The sequence below is a fragment of the Prochlorococcus marinus str. MIT 9313 genome, from assembly GCF_000011485.1.
GTDB lineage: Bacteria > Cyanobacteriota > Cyanobacteriia > PCC-6307 > Cyanobiaceae > Prochlorococcus > Prochlorococcus marinus_D.
The window spans coordinates 1104424-1125738 of the sequence record NC_005071.1; the positions used below are offsets into that span (position 1 = coordinate 1104424).

Annotated in this window: 23 protein-coding genes; 14 read left to right on the top strand and 9 right to left on the bottom strand. The window is 43.9% G+C overall.

The annotated features are described in order from the left end of the window. Positions 1 to 463 precede the first annotated feature (463 nt). Complete coding sequence (locus AKG35_RS05495; RefSeq protein ID WP_041384445.1) at positions 464 to 685, top strand: hypothetical protein; 222 nt, start codon at positions 464 to 466, stop codon at positions 683 to 685. Positions 686 to 1004: 319 nt separating this feature from the next. On the opposite strand, the gene AKG35_RS05500 is transcribed toward AKG35_RS05495, so the two are convergent. Further along, positions 1005 to 1277: a cupin domain-containing protein gene (locus AKG35_RS05500; protein ID WP_011130400.1), complete on the bottom strand. Its 273-nt coding sequence runs from the start codon at positions 1275 to 1277 to the stop codon at positions 1005 to 1007. A gap of 454 nt (positions 1278 to 1731) precedes the next feature. Here AKG35_RS05500 and AKG35_RS05505 point away from each other — a divergent pair, with 454 nt between their 5' ends. Beyond that, positions 1732 to 1983, top strand: a complete 252-nt coding sequence (locus tag AKG35_RS05505; RefSeq protein WP_052646224.1) for a hypothetical protein — start codon at positions 1732 to 1734, stop codon at positions 1981 to 1983. A gap of 662 nt (positions 1984 to 2645) precedes the next feature. Here the strand turns inward: AKG35_RS05505 and AKG35_RS05510 are convergent. After that, complete coding sequence (locus AKG35_RS05510) at positions 2646 to 3860, bottom strand: pyridoxal phosphate-dependent aminotransferase (RefSeq protein WP_011130401.1); 1215 nt, start codon at positions 3858 to 3860, stop codon at positions 2646 to 2648. Between the two features lie 489 nt (positions 3861 to 4349). On the opposite strand from AKG35_RS05510, the gene AKG35_RS13780 reads away from it, so the two are divergent. The 3 genes from AKG35_RS13780 to AKG35_RS05525 all read left to right on the top strand — a co-directional run bounded on the left by AKG35_RS13780 (position 4350) and on the right by AKG35_RS05525 (position 6672). Continuing rightward, positions 4350 to 4613: a CCRG-2 family RiPP gene (locus AKG35_RS13780; protein ID WP_011130402.1), complete on the top strand. Its 264-nt coding sequence runs from the start codon at positions 4350 to 4352 to the stop codon at positions 4611 to 4613. A 673-nt stretch (positions 4614 to 5286) separates the two neighbouring features. Then, complete coding sequence (locus tag AKG35_RS05520) at positions 5287 to 6027, top strand: dienelactone hydrolase family protein (RefSeq protein WP_011130403.1); 741 nt, start codon at positions 5287 to 5289, stop codon at positions 6025 to 6027. Between the two features lie 174 nt (positions 6028 to 6201). After that, a complete protein-coding gene (locus AKG35_RS05525; protein WP_041384447.1) occupies positions 6202 to 6672 on the top strand; it encodes a DUF427 domain-containing protein in 471 nt (156 codons plus the stop codon). Positions 6673 to 6744: 72 nt separating this feature from the next. On the opposite strand, the gene AKG35_RS05530 is transcribed toward AKG35_RS05525, so the two are convergent. Next, positions 6745 to 7086: a hypothetical protein gene (locus AKG35_RS05530; RefSeq protein WP_041385063.1), complete on the bottom strand. Its 342-nt coding sequence runs from the start codon at positions 7084 to 7086 to the stop codon at positions 6745 to 6747. Positions 7087 to 7253: 167 nt separating this feature from the next. Here AKG35_RS05530 and AKG35_RS05535 point away from each other — a divergent pair, with 167 nt between their 5' ends. Continuing rightward, the gene (locus AKG35_RS05535) at positions 7254 to 7580 is read left to right on the top strand and encodes a DUF1499 domain-containing protein (RefSeq protein ID WP_041385065.1); all 327 of its coding nucleotides are present in this window, start codon (positions 7254 to 7256) and stop codon (positions 7578 to 7580) included. Between the two features lie 1717 nt (positions 7581 to 9297). Here AKG35_RS05535 and AKG35_RS05545 read toward each other — a convergent pair. Further along, positions 9298 to 9501, bottom strand: coding sequence for a hypothetical protein (locus tag AKG35_RS05545; RefSeq protein WP_041384450.1), 204 nt, complete (start codon positions 9499 to 9501; stop codon positions 9298 to 9300). Between the two features lie 99 nt (positions 9502 to 9600). Here AKG35_RS05545 and AKG35_RS05550 point away from each other — a divergent pair, with 99 nt between their 5' ends. Continuing rightward, on the top strand, positions 9601 to 9927 hold the full coding sequence (locus AKG35_RS05550; RefSeq protein WP_011130407.1) for a hypothetical protein: 327 nt from the start codon (positions 9601 to 9603) through the stop codon (positions 9925 to 9927). A gap of 852 nt (positions 9928 to 10779) precedes the next feature. Here the strand turns inward: AKG35_RS05550 and AKG35_RS05555 are convergent. Then, entirely contained in the window at positions 10780 to 11118 is a 339-nt protein-coding gene (locus tag AKG35_RS05555) for a DUF3288 family protein (RefSeq protein WP_041384454.1), read from the bottom strand. Positions 11119 to 11369: 251 nt separating this feature from the next. On the opposite strand from AKG35_RS05555, the gene AKG35_RS05560 reads away from it, so the two are divergent. Continuing rightward, on the top strand, positions 11370 to 11777 hold the full coding sequence (locus AKG35_RS05560; protein WP_011130410.1) for an OsmC family protein: 408 nt from the start codon (positions 11370 to 11372) through the stop codon (positions 11775 to 11777). A 435-nt stretch (positions 11778 to 12212) separates the two neighbouring features. Continuing rightward, positions 12213 to 12446: a hypothetical protein gene (locus AKG35_RS05565; protein WP_041384456.1), complete on the top strand. Its 234-nt coding sequence runs from the start codon at positions 12213 to 12215 to the stop codon at positions 12444 to 12446. Between the two features lie 419 nt (positions 12447 to 12865). Here AKG35_RS05565 and AKG35_RS05570 read toward each other — a convergent pair whose 3' ends face one another. After that, the gene (locus AKG35_RS05570; protein ID WP_236069681.1) at positions 12866 to 13123 is read right to left on the bottom strand and encodes a lactate dehydrogenase; all 258 of its coding nucleotides are present in this window, start codon (positions 13121 to 13123) and stop codon (positions 12866 to 12868) included. A gap of 326 nt (positions 13124 to 13449) precedes the next feature. Between AKG35_RS05570 and AKG35_RS05575 the strand changes: the two genes are divergently transcribed. Beyond that, complete coding sequence (locus AKG35_RS05575; protein WP_011130412.1) at positions 13450 to 13968, top strand: hypothetical protein; 519 nt, start codon at positions 13450 to 13452, stop codon at positions 13966 to 13968. A gap of 62 nt (positions 13969 to 14030) precedes the next feature. Further along, positions 14031 to 14384 (top strand): hypothetical protein, encoded by a 354-nt coding sequence (locus tag AKG35_RS05580; RefSeq protein ID WP_236069682.1) that lies wholly within the window; start codon positions 14031 to 14033, stop codon positions 14382 to 14384. A 186-nt stretch (positions 14385 to 14570) separates the two neighbouring features. Here the strand turns inward: AKG35_RS05580 and AKG35_RS05585 are convergent, their stop codons facing one another. Beyond that, positions 14571 to 14855, bottom strand: a complete 285-nt coding sequence (locus tag AKG35_RS05585; protein WP_011130414.1) for a hypothetical protein — start codon at positions 14853 to 14855, stop codon at positions 14571 to 14573. Positions 14856 to 15312: 457 nt separating this feature from the next. Here AKG35_RS05585 and AKG35_RS05590 point away from each other — a divergent pair, with 457 nt between their 5' ends. Then, positions 15313 to 15915 (top strand): hypothetical protein, encoded by a 603-nt coding sequence (locus AKG35_RS05590; RefSeq protein ID WP_011130415.1) that lies wholly within the window; start codon positions 15313 to 15315, stop codon positions 15913 to 15915. Between the two features lie 747 nt (positions 15916 to 16662). Here AKG35_RS05590 and AKG35_RS05595 read toward each other — a convergent pair. Further along, a complete protein-coding gene (locus tag AKG35_RS05595) occupies positions 16663 to 17925 on the bottom strand; it encodes an MFS transporter (RefSeq protein WP_011130416.1) in 1263 nt (420 codons plus the stop codon). 534 nt (positions 17926 to 18459) lie between these two features. On the opposite strand from AKG35_RS05595, the gene AKG35_RS13205 reads away from it, so the two are divergent. After that, on the top strand, positions 18460 to 18624 hold the full coding sequence (locus AKG35_RS13205) for a hypothetical protein (RefSeq protein WP_162009615.1): 165 nt from the start codon (positions 18460 to 18462) through the stop codon (positions 18622 to 18624). A gap of 494 nt (positions 18625 to 19118) precedes the next feature. Next, positions 19119 to 19397, top strand: coding sequence for a hypothetical protein (locus AKG35_RS05605; RefSeq protein ID WP_011130417.1), 279 nt, complete (start codon positions 19119 to 19121; stop codon positions 19395 to 19397). Between the two features lie 513 nt (positions 19398 to 19910). On the opposite strand, the gene AKG35_RS05610 is transcribed toward AKG35_RS05605, so the two are convergent. After that, complete coding sequence (locus AKG35_RS05610) at positions 19911 to 20963, bottom strand: chlorophyll a/b binding light-harvesting protein (RefSeq protein ID WP_011130418.1); 1053 nt, start codon at positions 20961 to 20963, stop codon at positions 19911 to 19913. Positions 20964 to 21315 lie beyond the last annotated feature (352 nt).

Below are 21315 nucleotides of genomic sequence, written 5' to 3' on the forward strand. Positions count from 1 at the left end.
GTGTAAATATTCAAACTATTACAAAAAGAGTGGGGTTATAAAGTTTAAGCGGTATGGATTATCCTCGCTAAATCAAGCAAGCTAGTATTTCAGTCTCGCGGAAGTGATGCTCTTTTTCATCAGCCATGAAAGCTGGGATAATGATGAAAACGTTACACATTGGCGAGGGAGCCATAAGGCAGATAGCAAGATCTTCCACTTGGCTCTCTCGCTATTGGCTGTTCTAAACTTCCAGAATAAATGAAGTGATAGAGAAATTGCCCCGGCAATGACTCCAGCCATAGTTTGTTTTTTTCACACACTCCATTATCTAGCTTTGTCAAGTTCCAGGGCCTTCTCCTATGGAGCCCCTCAAAGAACGAGGCCTGAGTAGACCTATCTAAGGGAGGGATCGATCGTATTGAGTATTCCCTCCGATCGCGCATAGCAGGTTGATGCGCTTTCCTTCAAGCAAAGAAAATGCATGAGTACATGGCACATCAAGCAAGACAAAGAGAAGACCACTACGAATCCATCATTGAGGCCTACAACAGAGGAGAGCTTTGGCCGACAGGCTCATGTCGCAGCACAGGCTGCTCAGCAGAAAACCCAGTCAGCATCGAGTCGTTCAGAGAAAGAATGTGCAATGCTTCAGATCAAGCAACTGCAAGATGATCTCGATTGGCTTAGCCATTGGCATGTGTGATTACGCTCCGTCTTCACCCGTGGCCTTGATGTGAAGAAAGCATTGATTCTTAACAACGCGAAGAACGTCAGTTGAATCTTGAGTAGGCCAAGCAAAAAGCACAAAACCTATGTAGCAAAACTGAACGACGAAAATGCCCTCTTTCCCCAGCTCGACGTTTAAATAACATTACTGCAATGGTATAATACAACTAATAAGATGCAGTTTGGCTGTCCAATATTTCCCGAGAGGAATCAACGAATCATTTGCATTTCTTAGACCATGCATTGATCCAGTGTTCAGCGAGGTCACTTCACAGCTAGCCGTCATAGCTCATTCATCAACCAAAGCGATAGTGCTTACGAACTGCCTGATGAACCTCCCAAATGCATGACATTCCAGCAGGGAACACCACCAGATCACCTGCACCAAAGCGCACGGGCTTTCCGCCTTCGGGCTTAACGGTCACCTCGCCTTCCAACAACAGGCAGGTTTCCTGTTCAGCATAGGTCCAAGGAAAGGTGCTGGCCTCACATGTCCAAATGGGCCATTGCCGGATGCCCAGTTCATTAATTGTGCTCTGTGGACATGCAGAGGTAACGCTAATCGCCATGGGCGGGTCGAAGGGAAGCTCTCTTGAACCTAGTAGCAGACATGAGAATTGTTTAACAAGAACACGGAGCGGAAGCTTCGGGTTTCTTTAAAGATGACGAATAGAAGGAAAGATGCTAACGAGAACAAACTCTTATATGGAGCTAAGTTTGTCTGTTGAATGAGACAAACCAATCATTTGCTCAGTTGTGCCAAGACCTCATTCAACAGAATTAAACCACTTTGCGGTAGCAGCTAACGTGGATCAATCTGCGCTCCAACGCCAAGAGTAAGAAGATGAAGAGAGGCTGCAGCAAGCAAAAGCAGCCATTGCAAGACTTGGGCAAGTCATTGGCAGCAGGGCCTAGGTGTTGTCACTGGTCAGACAAGCTGCACATCAGAGATGCCACTTTATTAAGCCTATGCGTGTCTATCAGCTAGTATTCAAAAATTGTTTCGTTTTTTTCAGAGGTCACATGTCAAAGAAAGACTGGTTTGGCATTGGATATGTGTCTGCATGGGTATTGATTTGGGGAACTATAGGTTCTCTGATTGATTTGCCATTTCTGAACTCTGAAATCTACTTGCCAGGGTCAATAGGCCAAGTCACTACATTCATTGTCACAGCGATCATATCGGTGATCGCTGGCGTATTGTTATATCCAAAGGTATTAGAAAATACCCTTGTTGTATCAGCATTAGGCCTAGATACTGACGAGAAAAAATAATATCAAGTATCGAAGTTATAGTGCCAGAATAGAGACACGCAGAATTGCTAAAAGGTCATTATTTATTTGCATACGAGAAGAGGATGGGTGGAATTAGACACGTAAGAATGAAAACAAAAGCCTCTAAAGTTATATCCATGCATTCTCGCAGGATTATTGATGTTCTCATCAACAGACGAAGACTTTATCACTTCATTGGCCCTCAAAGAGTGGTGACAAAAATAGTCAACATTGCAAAAAAGCATGCGAGGCAAAGGCAATCAGCTCCTACCATCATTCCCATTGACTTATGAGCAAGAATTCTGATCACTATTTACCTTCCAATAAATTATGCTAAAAAGCCAAAGGAAGCATCATGGCTAGCAATAAGTGGATCAAATCAAAGACTTACTGAAAGAACTGGATTAATTAATAGGCAAGAAAGTCATTAAATCATATCTACAAAATGCTGCAAGTGTTCACGACAATGGATAGAATCTCATAGAAATAAATGCAGCCATTAATAATCTTAAGGTCATTGACTTATTGCATAACTTGAGTAAGGTTGCAGCAAAACTCGCTGCTGCGGATCTGATCAAAACTTACCACGCAGTCATTACTCAACAAGTGCTGATTGCTATTTTCAATAAAATAAAAGAATAAATTGGAATTAACTTTATTATTCAGGTGGTACGGTCTCCTTGTTGAACAGCATTAAGCATGCCTGCCTCCAAGCGATTAAAGGCATCTATCAATTCAGCGCCTTCAAGCATCCCCACACTGATGCGCAGTACACAACTCTCGTTCTTAAACCCAAAACTACAACCTCCAATCGTGGCAACTCGATAATCTCTTACCAGCTGACGCATCAAGGTGTCTCCATTGCAACCACAATCCACTTCAAGTAAGCAATAAAAAGCTCCATTGGGTTCATGTAAAAAGCGCCAGGGTCGATCGTTACTAGCTGCAAAACGCTTCAAGAGCAACTGATATCGACTCATCAATTGAGACACATTCTGACGCACCCAATCAGAACCATCTAACAAGGCCGCAATCGCTGCTCGTTGGCAAAAACGAGGTGGACAGATCAAGACTGTGTCTTGAACCTTCTCCAAAGCCTTACTCCAGACAATAGGAACAGACATATAACCAAGACGCCATCCGGCCATGCCATAGGCCTTGGAGAACGAATAGAGCGAAACAGTATGGTTCCCTGCGCCAGGAAGAGATCCAGGGCTCCAATGAGGTACATCACCAAACACAAAATCCTCATAAGCTTCATCGCTGATGTGCAGCAAACCATGCTGGGCACAGATCCGATTGATGGCAGCAAGTAAGGTTTGAGGGAAAACGATTCCGCTTGGGTTATTAGGACTTATCGTGACAATGGCACGGGTGCGTTTTGTAATCGCAGCCTCTATGAGTCCAGGGTTAGGTATTAAACCAGCATTCACAGGCACAGGCACTCCACCGGCCAACTGAATAGCCATAAAGTGATTAAAGTAATAAGGCAGCGGCAGAATGACCTCATCGCCAGGGTCACAGAGAACCTGAGCAATGGCATGAAATGCCATGTTGCTACCTGCAGTGACCATGACCATGCTTTCGGCCAAATCCAAACCGTTCTGCATCATCAATTTTTGCTTAATTAGCTCAAGCAGATCAGGATCACCTCGAGCCGGGCCATAACGATTGAGACTTGATTCTTGATTCAACAGAGCATTGTTCATTGCCAGTTTTACGGCAATGGGTGGAGGCCAATTCACCATGCCCTGGGCCAGCGAAAGGGTCCCTGGCGTCTTCGCCACCAACTCGTTAAGTGCTGGAATCACAGGATCCAGCACAGCATCAATCTGCGTGCCAGGTTGAGGGTGTTTGCTTGAGGAAAAAGAGTTCACGTCGATCAAGTTAAAGGTTCGTCCATTATTTACCAGAATGGAATGGAAATCTCAAATAACCAAATCCATAAGATATGGGCCAGCCAAAAGAGAAGAAAAACCTTCTCAACATAAAGTTATTAAAGCATTTATCATTCCTGAAATAATCCGTCTTAAACGAGGCAATCTCAGCTCAGTATAAGTAGCCTAACCAAGAAGCCTGCTGAAATCAAACCCATTGCTGATCGCGATCTGCTGCCAATAGAGGCACTTACAGATCAACAATTGGAGTAGTGACCCTTTATTTGCTTTAGGTAAGGACCATAAGTCCCGTGCCGCAAACTGATTGAAGGTGGCTATGGCGAGGTTGATTGGCCTAAGGATTTTTAGATTCCTTCAGCCAGCGTTTGCGTCGTCCGTTCTTGCTGAAATTGATGGCCAGGCCTGGGAATAACTTCAGCCGTTTACGAAATCTAAAACCCATTCTTCCTCTAGATGTAATTAGATATAATGGTTTTACGACTGGCAAATCAAATAACTAATCCAAAAGAAAACGAAGAAATCAACGAGGAACTCTCAACCGAGGAGTTGAAGAGTGTTAGTGGTGGGATTAACTTACCCAAAGGACAAACTGATAACCCAAGTTTCGATTCAAAAATTTCACGATTAAGTGGTAATAATAAGTCACGTGATCCGAGATTGACTATCAGTAGTGGTAAATCCTTGGAAAAGGTTGTAGAGGATATGCCCCCGTCTCTAGGGGATCTCAGCTAGAAGCTTCTTCATTATTGCCTTCTTCATCTCATATGACAGGGAGCTTTTGAGACAGCTCTTCGACTGCGCCTTTAAGCGCCCTGACCTCACTGGCCAGGTTTTCATTACCCGTCAGCAGGCGCTTGTGGTTGGCCAATCGTCTTAAAGATTTATGGCTACGAGCGTCGCAATGCAGTGATGAGTGCGCCTCCAAAAAACGCTCCAAACGCTGTTGTAACCAGCAGAATTGCTAATGGAAGGTGTCTTCCAGTATGGCTTAAAGGGTCTAAAGGATCCATCAAGCCATTAAATAGCCTCAAAGCAAATATGGAGCAAAGCTTTGATGAACTGGAATCTCACCAGATTGCTGAGTAGTGACTAGCCCAAAGTTCGCCATCACCAGCAAGGAGACCGGTCTTCGTTTGCGAATCGTCCCAAGCAAGGGCAGTCTTATGCTCTACGAGCTCCACAAGCCATTGAGTCCATCGGCACAATTGGTCATAGAAGAGGCTCTTTGAGATCTAAACAAGATCACAAAAGCCCTTATCAAGGCAAACCACCCACTCCTAGAAAGCCTGGCACATCAACCCAGTGATCTAGGCAAAGCAACTCCTAGATCAGCCAGCTAAAGGCCCCATACTGCAGAAATCTGACAGAAGGCTTCGCACCGAAGACTCTTGAGACAGCTACTCAAATGAAAAGCGAATGGATTGTGATCAAAGAAGGCTCAGTCCCCCTGCGCTGCTGGTGGTCAAAACCGAGTCAAGGTCGTGATGAAATCGTTGAAGGTCCAAATCGTGTTGCCCTGGTGTTACCAGAAATCTTCGGAGTCAATAACTGGGTTCGCAGTGTGGCCGATCGCCTCGCCACCAGAGGCATCCCAGCCCTGGCGATGCCACTATTTTCTCGAACCGCACCGGAGCTAGAGCTTGGCTATAGCGAAGACAACCTGATCGAAGGTCGACGACACAAGGACTCAACCTCAATGGAGCAAATCCTGACCGATACCTACACAGCTATTTGCTGGCTTAACAAACAGCTTGATCAACCACAAATCACTGTGATCGGCTTCTGTTTCGGCGGACACGCTGCTCTGATCACTGCAACCATGACCGAGGTGAGAGAAACCTTCAATTTTTATGGTGCCGGTGTAAGCAAAACCCGCCCGGGAGGTGGTGCACCAAGCCTCGAATTATTGCCGCAGGTCTCAGGCCGACTGACATGTCTGTGCGGTACAGCAGATCCGTTGATCCCAACTTCAGATCGGCAAGCAATCCAAGCCGCATTACGCATGCAGGATCCTGATGAAGAGCGACTGCGCTACGTAGAGATCATTGGCGCCGATCATGGTTTTATGTGCGAAGAAAGAGACAGCTTCGCCGCTGAAGCTTCCGCCCTAGGTTGGCACCTACTGCTAGAGAGTCTCGAACGCTAATCATTTGGCCGCTTCTGGTCTGGCCTCATCCTTGCGACGACCAATTCTGCTTAAAAGGCCTGGTTTTAAACCCTTTTGTCAAAGCCCAGTCCACGACATCTCTGGCATGTACAACCAGGCTCAAATGTCATCACTCACCCCCTGAAACAAAGTCACTATCTCAACGTAGAGCTAATGAGCCTTGAAATTGTTGCTGAGTACCCACGTCCACCAGCTCTTGTGGCCTGCTCAGACCACGTCATTGTGGAGGCCCTCGGTACGCGCATCTGTGAAACCCATGACTGCCTGCGTGTGCTGGAGACATTCCATCCACCCACCTACTATCTTCCTCCAAAGGCAATGCGGAAGGATCTACTGATACGCAGCCGTCGCAGCAGTTTCTGCGAATGGAAGGGAATCGCAAACTACTGGGATCTGGTGATTGCAGACAAACGTCTCGAGGGCGCAATCTGGTCATATCCAGATCCCACCCCAACATTTAGGGCCCTTACGGGCTGGTACGCGCTATACCCCGGACGCATGGATCATTGCAGCGTCAATGGAGAGACAGTGATACCCCAACCCGGACAATTCTATGGAGGATGGATCACATCCCAAGTGGTCGGTCCATTCAAAGGTGATCCTGCTCATCCGCAGTTAATTTGATCCATGAGAGCACCTCAAAAGAAATCGAGGCTGAGTGCAACCATGGTGACTCTGCATCAAAGTCAGCAGCGACTACTCCCTAGGCATTGATAGTGATCCACCATTGCAGTAGCGAGTCGCCCACAACTTCGAAACCAACTGTGGATCCTTTGGGAACGTTCTGCGGTCCCAACGAAAAGACTCCTGAAAACATCCGTTCCAGCGTGTTGCCTGCCTAGAGATTGGAACAAGAGACCAGGCAATCACGATCAAGCTAACAGTACATAAAGTAGCCAAAACCACATAAGAGTGAGATCCAAGCCCTTCAATCGGATTGAGGTTCTGATCTTTACGGTCGGGCTCTTGCATCGATGCAGAGACGTTGTCTGAAAGAGGTTTTTGAACGCTCATCGGTGGATGCCAACTATCACTCATTGCTCCAATCAAGACATCAGACAAAGTTGTGTTCTTAAAATACGGCCTGACAAAAGCCTAAAACCTGTAGGTTTCTATTAAATGATTGCTTTTCAATGAAACGTCTAGCATACAGTCTGATTCCTTGCCTTTTGATAACGCTCATCACCATTCACAGTGATCCCGCCATGGCATTCTCTGGGGAGAGAAGTTTATCCGAATGCGCAGTTGACACAAACTGTGTGCTGGTTGAATGGGAAGTCAGCGAAGTGAAGCAGTCCTATGAGGATCTTTTAGGCATTGCGTCTCAACTACCAAGAACTAAGGTCCTCGAGCAAACCAACAATTATTGGCATGCTGTTGTTAGAAGCCTAGTTTTTCGATTCCCAGACGACCTGGAGATTCTTCAAATACCAAACGAAAAGGTTATCCAAGTTCGATCAGCTTCAAGAGTTGGTGTTTCAGATCTAGGCGTGAATAAGAAAAGAGTTGACAGTCTGTACAGTCAAATGTAGGAAACGTTGAAAAACTCGTAAATATAGCGCTCAGGCCTAAAAAGCACAGCAACAGAAAAAATGCATCAGCCTCTAACTTACAATGCCTTTTTCTACAATGATAAAACAGGGATAGCTAAAGAGAAAGTTCGATTAAATGGTCTAAAAGCTATTAAAGATGCTAGACATAAAAGAATGAATCATTAGAGTAATGGTACAAAAGCCAAACAATTAATCAGATCAACTGTCTAAAGGCCAATAGGGAAAGACTTCTATATTCATCTTATATTCTACAATCGGGACCCAAGACAAAGTTGAATGCTGAAGCACAATATATAATATTTCAAGGACATAAGGAAATAGACGACACCAGACAATTACCTAGACCAGAATCAAACATTCTGCAAGCTGTCGAGAGAATAAATCAATCTACTTAAAGGGAAACAGTTTCCTTGCTTGCCTTGTTGGAAGAAAGAACAGCATAGGCCGTCATTCACCACATTGCTTATTAGTCGTTGAGATGCGGCGTTGAATGATTAATTCACCATTTTCAATTTTATCAAGGCATTCCATGCAACTTTTATTGATCAACAAGGCCTCCTTTTCCCATGGGTAGTCAGAAGAAATCGCCTTTCCGCAATATCGACAAAGAATTGAGCTGTCCATAGGCTCTTCATCCCAATAGCCTTTTCTAATGAAATTTCACAGCAAAAACCATTTAGCAATAAAGAGATATAATTCCTTCCACAATATTGGCTGATCATAAAAAGATAGAGCCCTTTACAGAAAAAGCCTTTCCTATAATGGAAAGGGGTTGATGGTTGCTTTTGGCTCTCTAAGAAAGTAACTGCTCAGACAATGACCCATAAAAATACTTAAGCAGCCATAGGCCTGGCCAGAGCGATCTCCCCAGGCCTCTGATGAAAGTCGCCTATGGTACTGAATTCAAGAGCTTTCCAGTCGGCGCTTAGCGGCCCCAAAAAAGGAGAAGTTCATGCTCGAAGCCATATTTGTACTATCCAAGGGGAGCTTATAAATGGCCAGGAGAAGGCGCATCTCATCTCTGCCACGAATAAAAAGAGCAAAAGATCGGCTAGATTTTTTTCTTCAGTTCAAATTCAACAAAAGCCAAGAGCTCGCCAATGGAGTCATGTGAAGCTACGACAGTTAGAAACAGTTTTGAGCCATTCCCACGATTACCGTCTAATTATGGGTAACGCAAAGAGTCGTTAATGGCGTCACCAGTCGAACAGGCACTATCTCTCTTATCGATTATCAAGCATCCCGTGGAGGGGATGGCCTACCTCTTCTATTTGGCTCTAATCGTTCGCTGGAGGTGGCCAAAAGCTTGGAATAAGTTCCTTGATCGATGCAAGGCGCGCGAAGAGATCAAATCCCTATAGATAGCAATGCCATCAATACTGCGCTAATTTCTATCATCTAAAAACTCTCTGGCCGCAACAGCTATCACTAACTTTAAGACCAAAAAATGCCAGCTTATTGATATCTACGCATTTATCAGATCAAAATTTCTTGTACCAAAAACAATAACTTCATAGAAAAATTTAAAGCAATTTAACTTATCAATTAATCTGCAAGTCTAGCCAACAGAAAAACTAGACAATAAAAAATCCATAACTATTGACCAGACTCTTATGGCAAAGCATAGGTAAGTCAGCATTATCAATGCTGGTGCAAAGTAGAATTGGATTAATAGGTTTTTAGGCTATTTCTTAGGCTAAGGTTTTTTCGGATAGAGACTGGCTATCTTTTTTGCTCTCATCTCATCCTGATAGGCTTTGCCACCTTTGTCTGGATTAAAATCATCACTTTTAATCAAAAAGAACGGAATACAAAAGGTAAAGATCACCCCAAAAGTTAAAAGTGCGATTCCCCAAGGAGAGAAGGGATCTAAGCCATTTGAAAGATCAGGCACAAGCAAGCTTGATTAAATCAGTTACTCATTCTAGCCATCTATCTGCCTGAACAACATGCCCGCGAATCAGCAGCCAAGGCTCATCAGGCATGGGTAGAAACCCCTATGTGCTATAAAGCCTCCATCTCAAGACATAAAATGCAGTCAACAGGTTCACTGTCTCAAGCCTCTCTCAAGGAACGTATCACCGCTTTTGGCAATCAGAGATGGGAGCGCCTTACTGATCCTCAAAAGGCTTACGCCAAAAAGGCCTGGGGGATCCTGACCTTCAAATGGCGTTGGCAAATCGCGATGAACATTCCATACCTAGCAATTTTTATTCTGGATCGCACCATTCCAGCGGTCCACAAGTTCAATATGGATCTTCTTTCTTCACTCATGGCTAAGCTGCCAATCCCGGAATTTTTATCTTCAATGATTGCGGCTGGCTAGAGGGTAAGATTAAAGCCAACTAAAATCACAACAATCGCAATCAAGTATACACTTAAAAGTTTAGCTCAACAAAATCATACTCTACGAGCTTCATGCAATAATGGATGAAGCTCATAAAGAGGCTCATTAAATAAAATCAAAATCACAACTGACTCATAGATGTTTTTTGTTATGCTAAATACACAGAGAATGATCTTAATTCGATAACATAGACACTCGAAGTAACTCTTTGAATTTTTATCTAAGCAGAGCCCTAAAGGTTCTCTTCATGACTAATTTGTACTTGCTTATCAACAGAGAACCTTTACTAACTCTGAAGGCTTTTCTGAATATGCGAAAGAAGTTGTGCCTTGGATTAATTCAGTAGGCGTTCGCATCCTTTCTTAAGACTTAAAATCTGATATCTGTCAAGGCATCGGTGTTCTCTTGGAACTACTCATCGAATTTCCATCTAAATAGGATGCTCAAACGACTTATCAGGCCCAATCAATTCTTGCAACTTACGCAAAATTGGCGAGGCTTCGTTTACTTCCTTGGCATTGGTAGAGAGCCACCATTGCAGTAGCGAGTAGCCCACAACTTCGAAATCGTTTTGGACTCCTTTGGGAAGTCCCTACGTTGCCAGCGTAAGGATTCCTCAAAACATCCGTTCCAACGGGCTGCCTGTCTAGAAATTGGGATAAGGGACCAGGCGATCACGATGAGGCTGATAGTACTTAAAGCAGCCAATACGGAAAAAGCATGGGATCTAACCATTTCACGTTGGGTTAGTCTCCTGCCTTCCTGGTAAGGAGCGCTCATCGATGCAAGGGGAACATCAATAGCAGTATCAACCTTGAGCGGCGGTAACAATCAGGTCTCCTTGTCAACGACGTCGGCTCCTGAGCCAACGTCATCGCCAGAAGTGGCAGTGCCTGGTCGCCAACCACTGGACCAGATCGCTCTGGTCTTGGCATTAAGGGCTTCACGATCAAAACCCCAACTCTTAACCACCTTTGTCAGATCTTCCTGCAAGTCCATCGCACCTTGGAAGCCGTCGTAACGGTTGAGAAGCATCGCTGCCGTGGTGAGCTGGTCTTCGTTGGGATGCCCCTTATGCCCTAAGAGAGCATCAACTCGATCACGATCACTTGCATAGAGGGGGTGGTTTTGATCTGGAGGTGAAGTCTCCTCTTGTTTTTTCTTTTCCATACCAACAGGATATTTGAATGGGCCGATACAAAAGTCTGATTTGTATTGATCCATCTCTAATTAGTTGGCCTTAAACAATGAGCGCCATAGCGATTGAGCTTACTTGAGGTTGAATCCAAGATGATCAGATCAAATCAACCTTGATGTGATCAAGAGTTTAATTAATCGTTGCAGGCTACTGGGGCCTTTGATTTTTTATTCGATGAGGTTCTCAAAGACATCCAATCGCAGAATAATCAGTTCAGAGCCGAATGACGATGACCACAATCTCGTGTTGCTACAAGGGCAATCTGCGCTGTGAAGCCCTACATACCCCCTCTGGGGATCGTCTTAGCACCGATGCCCCTATCGATCACGAAGGCAAGGGCGAGGCCTTCTCACCTACAGACCTAGTCGCAACAGCTCTTGGCACCTGCGTGCTCACCGTGATGGGCATCACCGCCCGTCGCAAGGGCTGGAGAATCGAGGGCGCAGCAGTTGACGTTGAGAAGATCATGACCAGTGAAGGCCAGCGCAGTATCCAAGCCCTGAAACTTCGAATTAGCATGCCGCCTGAGCTGAGCGATGAGCAGGTCAAACTGCTTCAAAGGGTGGTTGATACCTGCCCAGTAAAACGTAACCTCGAAGAAGGGATCGCTATGGAGTTCAGCTGGAGCTGATTGACTTCCCTCGTACGGCAAGCCTGCCTAAAGCAGTTCTAAGCAGGGGTCCACTGATACGACTTCAGTTCACTCCCATACCTATCTTCCGTGAAAGGCCACATGTGACGTTCTTCGACGCTTATGTGCAGGCTTCAAACCTTACTGATGTTGTGAAGCCTCGATTTTAGCCGCTTCACCTCCTGATGACCGTGAATTTGAGCAGTCCTGCCTACATCACCAGCAAACAGATCACAACCTCGTAATAGGAGAGCGGCGCAAGCCCACTCTGCTCAACACCCTTGTGATCGCGAGAGCACCACAGGATGCATCATCTATGACGAGCAATGCCTGCCCTTTGATTAGCCATCAGCAACCATCAGCAAATGATCTTGCAGCAGTCTTCACTGCACCAAGAAAAATGAATACAATATGGTTTAGGAAGCGACTAGATCTATGAGCCGTCGCCGACCAACAATTCTCGAACGATTCATGCATCAGTGGCGACGTGTTCGACGGCATGAGTTAACTCGTACCCTTCGTCACATGCATTACCAACAGAAGCGAGCTGCTTACGTAAGAACCTATGTTGAGAAATCCTTGAGCTCAATTGATCGAGCAGAGGGCAAAATTCAAAGCGATCAACAGAGCTCCCTAGCAGATCAGGACTACTTCGACGAATGGCCATAACCCAGTTATCAAAGGAGAAATTTGAGAAAGAATCTGTAGAGAAAACGACTCCAGCTATTTATCTAAAAAAATAATAAAAAGGAACAGCTTACCCTTGGTATCATTACATTAGCACTATAACAAGAGAATATTTCTTATAGAGTTGATCGCAAAGAAGTATATGAAGTGCCTGAAGAAGGTCACCTATCAAATGAATGATAAATTCTAAAGGGTGTCGTCGTTAGGCATGCCCTCAAAAGCATGAACCTGTACAGGAAGGGCGATGAGGAAAGGCTTATTTACTCAGCTCCGATTAGATTATCTCGTGCCATCTTGCGCAGAACCATCCAAAGGAAAGCAGAAGAAATACAAATCACAGCTGAAAGGTTCTAGAACGTCTTATGGTGTCTAAATTAATAATAACAAAAAATTAATGGTGATTAAGGAGAGGGTTTATCACAGATAGAGAGCTGCTCATAAGCGACATTTCTCTGCATCTGATCTTCCAATGTGCTCAAGGATGCCTTAATTGCTTCTAATTCACGCTCCATACGTTCACGTCTATAGAGCAATACCCCAAGCCGTTTTTTCAAATCCAGGCGACGAATCTCACGGTAGTCAGCTTTAAGGGCATCGTTTGTTGAATAAGAAACTGATTGTCTGGGTTTTCGTTTGCTATCTGAGCTTTGGCTTGCCATTGCATGACTCCAACCGTTGTTAGCGGGGGCCCACAAAGTAGGCCCCTAAAGCCTTTCAGGACCGACCTCTCCATCCATCACCCTGTGCTTGGCTCTAATTCAGTTTTAGTCAGCAGCAAAACGAACGTCATGAGTGGATGCGCTGGAGTGTATACACTCCCCCAGGCACTACCAATGGTGTTTTAGCGCGGCTGGACGGATTCTAAAAAACCTGCATTTAAGCCGGCTCAGGCAGACTCAACACATCCATGGCTGAAACTCCCAACTAGTGGAGGACCATAGAGACCTAGCGAGAGAACGTGTTGACGAGCACACCCATAATGTAAGTGTCCGGAACCAACCATTTGCGCCTCATTCAAGGGATTTTTAGCAGACCCAACAAAGTCGTCGCCCTGCAAAGGATCGACCTCTCGCGCAATGCTGACCCTGTGCAGTCATTGCAGGCTCGACTAGAGAGGATCGATCGAGCAATCGGCGAAACCAGCCGTGCACTCATTCAAGCTCATGCGGTTAGTGTGCGCTCAATGTTTTCTGGCTCCTCAGATTTCTTGGGAGGTATACAGAAAAAGGTCGTTGAATCATCAGCTCGAAACTCAGTCTCCTGGCATCAGAGCCGTCTGCAGGAGATGACTCAAGAACGTAGGCAGCTACAGAATCAACTAGATCGACTAACCGGGCAAGTATGGCCGAAAAGACTACGTCGCTGGTTACTTTGGGCTGGAATCGGAGCCGCAATAATTGTTGCCTCTACTGTTTTCGTAATGGGGGTTTTTACCGCTATTTATCTATTACCAATCTGGGGAACACTGTTGTTGGTATTGTTCTTTTCCCAAAGGAAGAGGTGATAAAGATATAAAGAATAAACAAACTTTATGCGGCAGTGTCAAACATCAGATTCATCCTAAGATTGAAAAAAGGTGCCGTTCATTGTATTAAAATCAAGAACTTACTTCATATCAGCCAATACTCCATCATCTGTGCCAATATCATCCTTGCACTTAAGACACAGATCAGAGCAAACATGAAAGTCGGCTTCGTTACCATTATTGTTCTCGCCGCTGGCGTGATGCTTTTTTTATTTTTTACTAGTTACCATTCAGCCTTTGAAGCAGACCAAGCCTGCCACTTCATAAAATGGGAATCCTATAAGGAAAGCCTTGAATTTGGCTGTGATCATGATCTAGAAACGAACCAATGGATCCTCTATCAAGAGGGTTCTAACCATGAACCAGCAAAAGTAATTAAACGCTTCCGCTATTAACAAGCGCGTTAAGTCGTGAAGTTCTCAAGTATGACTAAAAAACATAACATTACAGACTCTAGCTCATCAATGATCTTCAAAAGAACTCTGGACATGATGAGCTAGCACTTGATAGTGAATTACACAGATGCAAGAATGGATAAGGACTAAAAGTGAAAGACACTAACCTTTCATAAGAGCTAACTATTAAAATTTAATTTTCAGAGCTCCATCAAACAACTCAACAGTTCCTCTGGGTTCAGGTCGGTATTCCAAACCACGCTCATGGCGTCTTCCCTGATACCAAAGCCCGTTGCGTCGACAAAAACCATCGCCAACATAGTGATAACCGATAGCACATACATAATGGTCATGATGATGATGTTTTCCGACTGCGGACATCGGCACTCCAATGAAAACAAATGTTGTTGCAAAGGCAGATGTAATGAGTTTGACGATTTTCATTCGTTGTTCCAAAAGGTTGCCATCCAACGCTTCAGAAGGATTGCAGTATTATCAGCATAATACTACAATCATATAAATTAGGCCCTAACGGCTTAAAGATTAGACAGTTGTTGGCACATCAGATACTAGACAACAATGAAGCTGTTAAACCATTGGCAATGTTCAAAACGAAGTAGGAATTCCTACTAGCTTGAGCATATAAGTATTCATTGAGAGAGTCAGATTAGCGATGGTCCTGCAGACCAACCACCTAACCTGACTTGATCTGCACCAATTAAACAGACTAGAATAAACGTAAATTAGCAATGTGAATCGGTGAAGCAAGAGCAAAAGGGTTTTCTGTCTTGACAAAAAAGCTGAGTGGCAATGAAATGACTCCGCTACTGATGTCTTACAATTGAAGAAATACAGGCTTTTCTCCTGAAGAGACAACTCGACGTTCAAAGCGACTTCTCACAAAGGATGAAATAAGCTAAAAGGAGGCATGACCAAAGAAACAACCCCGGACTTTTTCGAAGACAGAGGACGCCTGGCGATGGAGCTCCGTGATGCTTTGAAAAGCCTGCGCTCGTTATTTGTAGCGGCTGTCTCGCTTGTGATCACCATTGCAGGATGGAGGCCACGATCAGAAGCTTCTAATTCAACGACTAGCAAGGATGATCAGATCCCTCAAATGGAAGCAATTCCTGCCTCTTCATATCCAATCCTTAGCTCTCGATCGACTCATGACTCAAAGCCAATAGCTAACTCGCGAACAAAACTCAACTCAGATCTAATCGCTACCTCGCAAACGAGGTTTAACTGGAAGGCAATTGAGGCCTCCCCAAAAATCACAAAGCCAGAACGTCGTAAAGTTAACAAATTAGCAGTTGCCAAAGACCTCGTCTACACATTGATGGCAGCAATCAGCACGATCGCCCTAGTCGTTGGTGTCTCTAGGCTTGAGCCGATTGCTGAAGGGCTCGAGCCAATTGCGCGTTGGGCTAAGTCACAGAATGAATGTATTGAATCGACTTCCAATAATGATGGAATGAATAAAGCTGATCTTCCGATGAGAGTGATGAGTTGTAATGGTGGCCACGAATAAATGTGAAATCAACTAAACCTACAAAATAAGCATTCCTCAATAGAACACCTAAAGCTACAATAGACTATTTACAAACTGATTAAGGAAAGTAATACGCTGCACCCAAATCAAGACTCATGACAAAGGAAGTCTAGACCAACCATTGTTTATAAATAATCATAAATCCAAGTTTTCGTCTTGAATCTTTTTCGCTAAAAAACTTGATTATCATATCTACAATAGAAGTGCAGCGGATGTTTATATAGAGATGGAAATTATCCATTGATTGATTTAAATCTGAGTATTTATTTTTAAAATTCAAAATTTCTATGGATTAGACACTAGTCTAACGAGGAGGGCTCAGAACGTCTCAATATAAACAAAATCTAAAAATCAAAAGAGTATTATCTCTGCACGTCATGTGCGCATCCATCTCCCTCATACAAATCACTGTCGTAATATCCATTTCTAGTTCCAAAATAAAGCGTTATCAGTGCAAATGGTAAAGAAGCCCATAGAAGTACTGTTGACAAATCCATGGCGTAAACGAATGGCTGGTTCCTTATCAGAGGATATTAAACGAATCCGGCCTGTGTGGTCTAATACTTATAACGCAACAAATTGCGCTTGAGGCCAGCCCTCCCTCCGCTTATTCTGTCAGCAATAGAACACAAACCAAACAATTTGAGGGTATCTCCCCAGGTTAATGATGGGCTAGTAAATAACCTTGATTGGGGAATAGCAATGCTTGATTTATATTTTTTGTGTTCAAGACAGGCATGAAAGTCTCGTCTCTCTAACCCAAAAGATACTTGTTAATAAAGTGATCGAAGCACTGCCCGCTACCCAGTAAGCAGGGCTAATTGGATTTCCACTTCCCTGAATTAACCAGGTCGCTATTAATGGTGTTGTACCACCAAAAATTCCCATAGAAGTGTTGTAGGCAAAGGCCAGGCCGGTACAGCGAACCACCTTAGGCATTAGCTCCACATTCGCGACATTTAATCCTCCCGAAAGAGTTGCGAGTGCAATCACAAATCCAAGCTGCCCTGCGAAAATTCGTAAAGGATCAGTGGTGTGAATCAATTCAAACAGTGGAATCGACCCAAACATCAACATGCCACCCCCAGCGAGCAACAATGGCTTGCGTCCAAGACGGTCTGAAAGCCAAGCTGTTAATGGATAAAGTAGTAAAAGTATTGCCATAGAAACTGTATTTATATTCAAAGCTATGCGTTCAGACACCATATCTATTTCTTTTATATAACTCACAACATACACAAAAGCTGCATAGAAACCAACACCACCACCAATATTAAGCAAGAACAAGCGTAATACCTGCATACGGTATTTTCCAAAAACCTGTTGTACTGGGTCTCTGGATACATCAGTAGATACATCGCTAACAAGGCCACGACGAATTAAAAGTCCTATTAATGCGACAAGAGAACCAAGAGCAAAAGGCACTCTCCAGCCCCAGATATCTAGCTGTTGATGGTCAAGAATATTCGCAAGAAAACTTGCGACTGCTGAAGCCAACAGAATTCCTAATACTGCACCCCATAGCCCCCAAATAGCAAAGAAGCCTCGTCGTTGATCAGGGGCATTCTCAACGAGATAGACAATCGATGTTGTGTACTCGCCGCCAACTGATAATCCTTGAATGATACGCAACAAAACAACTATGATCGGGGCGGTTACACCAATCCTGCTGTAGTTGGGCATACAGGCCATTAGCACTGTTGGAATAGCCATAGCCATCAAGGTAAGGATAAGAGCCTGTTTTCGTCCCAGCAAATCAGCGATACGTCCGAACAAAAGTCCTCCAAAGGGCCGAACTAGAAAGCCGACGGCAAACGCTCCGAAAGCAGCAATTAGAGAAACAGAAGGATTACTTGAGGGAAAGAACTGTCGTCCAATAACGTTGGCAAAGTATCCATACAAAGCAAAGTCATACCACTCGATCACGTTACCAACGAGGCCCGCTAGTATCACACGCATGTTAGATGTTTCTTGGGCTTTTGCGATCATGCCAAATAACTAAAAGAATGGTCTTTTCAGGCGAGTCTCCCCTCATGATTAAGCAAGAAATTCTGACCTAAGGCAAAACATAAATGGTGTGATTAAGACTTAAGAAAAGGCAAAAGCGTTTCTTGTATGTCGAAAAAAGAGAATTCATTGATGTACTCTTCATATCTTACTTAAACACATCCGCAAATGCTATCTGATCTGAATTCTGTGTTCAAATCACAATTCATTCATAAATGAAAGGCAAAGTTGTATATATGCAAAGGTCTAAGATTGACCAAAAAAGTTGCCAACCCTGTATCATTTCCGATTATACAAACCAGGAAATAGAGTGATTTATACACATTAAGCTATTAAAGATATGCCTTGCTATATATTGAGAAAATTTTGATTAGTGTAACTGCATGAGATTCTATTATCTCTAGCTTTCATAGCAGTTCTGTTTTCTCAAGATGAAGTCAAGCCAAGAGCTTTTTACACATCAGGAGAGAATCAAATTTTCCCAGCTTTTGAAAATGAATTTAGCAATGGTTTTCTATGGATGAGTTCCAAGAAACCATACAAGAATCAAAAAGAAATTGGGCAGAGAAAGACTCTGCCCAATTAAGCAATTTATTTTCAGGCGTCTGCTGGATCGTTAACGGCCAACCAGAAGAAGAAAGCAAAACCAAGAATGCCAAGGACTCCAAGGATTGCAGCTGAAGGAATCATTTGAATTAGAATGCAAAGCCGGTTAATTATACACTATAAAATCCAGCCTTAAGCACCATTTCTAGCATGTTTTCAAATCTGCTTGGTTTAATAAGCCTTATACGATCGTTATCGCTTAGGGCATTAGGCTAGCTGCACATAATGGATTCGTTGTAAGTCGCAAGGCAAGACGCCTTATAGGCGCGCCAATAAACTCAAGGTCAAGCCAGCCCGAAAAGCCAATTCGTGCTGCAAGGGGACCCTTAGATAAAAAATCACCAAACAGTGCTGCAATGAAAAAACAATCCAGATCATTTAAACAGCTCATACAAAGGCATTGCTTGTAAACAGCCCATCACCAATCTGGTATCAAGATATTCTGATAAATTTAGGCCTACAGATGGGGCATCACAAGCAATGAAGAGTAACTTCAACTTTGCAGTCAGATAATTCTAATTCGCCCAAGAAATGCTAGAACTATAAGGTCTTCGCTCACCCCTGGAATTATGGGACGAAATGTAGGTGATCCAATTGACCCACTCGACGGTGCTCCCAAGTGGATGCAGCGGTGGCTGGCTCCACCTATTATTTGGTGGCGTGGTGTAGAGGATCAACAAGTTAGTGCCATTCATGCACTTTTACTTGGTGGGCCTGCTTTATTTGTAATGATCCTTTGGTTCTTTGGCGTAAATGCTGATCCCAATGGCATTGGATCCGTTGCAAGTTGCCCGGCAGAATGGAAATGCCTAGGGCTAGGCTGGCTTTTAAATTTCAGTGGTGCCTGATAACAAGAGAATCCACGATAAGTCCTAATGAATTTAAAATTCAAATAGGTTTAATTAAACCCTGCACATAAGTGCAGGGTTATTCTTTTGCAAAAAAATCAAGCCATCTATCCACAAAAGGGAGTAAAGCTACGCCCCCACCAAGAAGAAGGAGGCAGGTGGGTTAGTGGGTTTAATCCATAACCAACAAAGCCATAATCTACAAAACCAAAATAGTCAAACCCTATTCGTGAGAAATAAGACTGTAGGCTTTTTAAAATGATGAGTTTTTTAGATGTGTTCTGTTTAGCTTGAGAGTTATACATTCATAAAATCAGAAACAGTAAAACCATTCCAAGTATTTTGCTTGAGGACCGTTTAGCCCTGAACTTCATAGATAGCAGGATTGAGCTTAGAAAAATCTGTAAAAGCATAGAAAGAAATATTCAATCAATGGACAAATCAGACTATTCCTAACCAAAAAAAAAGCCCTGCACCAATGTGCAGGGCTTAATTGAATTACTGGAGAACCAATCAGTTCAGAGTAATTGTTGCGCTGTCGGCATTGCCGATAGCATTGGAAACTCTCTTGAAATCAAATCCGAGAGCTCTGAGGGCATGCCACAGATGACCTTGGATATAGAAGAATCCCAAGTAGTAGTGAATGTTGGTCAACCAAGCACGTGATGTGTAGGTTCCTTCAGGAAGATTTGCAGTGTCAACCCAATAAGGAGAGATACTGAATTTGAGATCTAGAACTTCACCGAAGAATGTATCTGGATAAATGGTTGTGTTAGAAGCACACCAGAAGGCAGCAACTAAAGCCATCCAACCTACACCTGCAAGGGCCCATGAGAGCTGAGCTTCAGCACTAAGGATTCCTTTGCCTTTAAATGTGGTGTACTCACCAGCTTGCTTGGTAACAATGTGCCAAAGGCCACCAGACATCATGAACAATGCGAGGAAGGCATGGCCGCCCATTACATCTTCAAGGCTATTAATAGCTAGGAAATTAAACTGAGCATTCCATACCATGCCAATGTTCAGATTTGGTACTACAGTTCGTACTACCCCTTCTGCATTGTCATACAGGCCGTAATACTTAGCCCATTCAACAAATTGAACGTTGCCAAGGCCTAATAGGAATAGGTGATGACCAAGAATAAAGGTCAACTTGTCTGGATCATCCCACTTAAAGTCAAACTTTCTAGCCCACTTAACTCCCATTTCGCCAATGTCTCCATTGAACAGGAGGGAGTGCATAAGTCCGCCAGCTGCATAAACCATGGATAGAACCAGGTGCAGGACTGCCGTCACAACAATTGGGTAAGTATCAGTTATGACACCACCATCACCGACGCCTATTCCAAGAGTTGCCAGATGAGGGAGGGCAACCAGAGGCTGATGCCCCATGGGTACTGAGGGGTCATAACGGGAAAGTTCAAATAAGGTGAACGATCCTGCCCAGAAGGCCATCAAACCTGTGTGGGCAATATGCGCTGCCAGGAATTTTCCTGATCGATTTGTAGTTCCAGCATTTCCTGCCCACCACCCATAGGTGGGGTTAGGATTTCCATAAGTTTGCACGAGAACGGAGCAAGAGAAACGCCAGCAGCATTATGAACCTTTACTAAGGGATTCACCTAGAACCTGTAACAAGACTCCACTTGAGCAGCGAATTAGTGCTAATTACCTAGGTGTTTATGCTAAAAAAATCGATATTTTAGGCATAATTACTCAATGTCGGTCAATTTACTGGCACACTCTGCCGATATTTTGAGGCGATTCTTGCTAAAGGGCGTATCTCTCGCAATCCACTCAGAAGGCCTGCCATGGTTCATGGCAAGATCAAGTCTTGAGGGATTAGGCCTTGCAGGTCAAGAAAATAAGGTGCGTTTTTTGCTAGAGATTAGGTTCAACCGTTTCCAGAGGAGAGGTG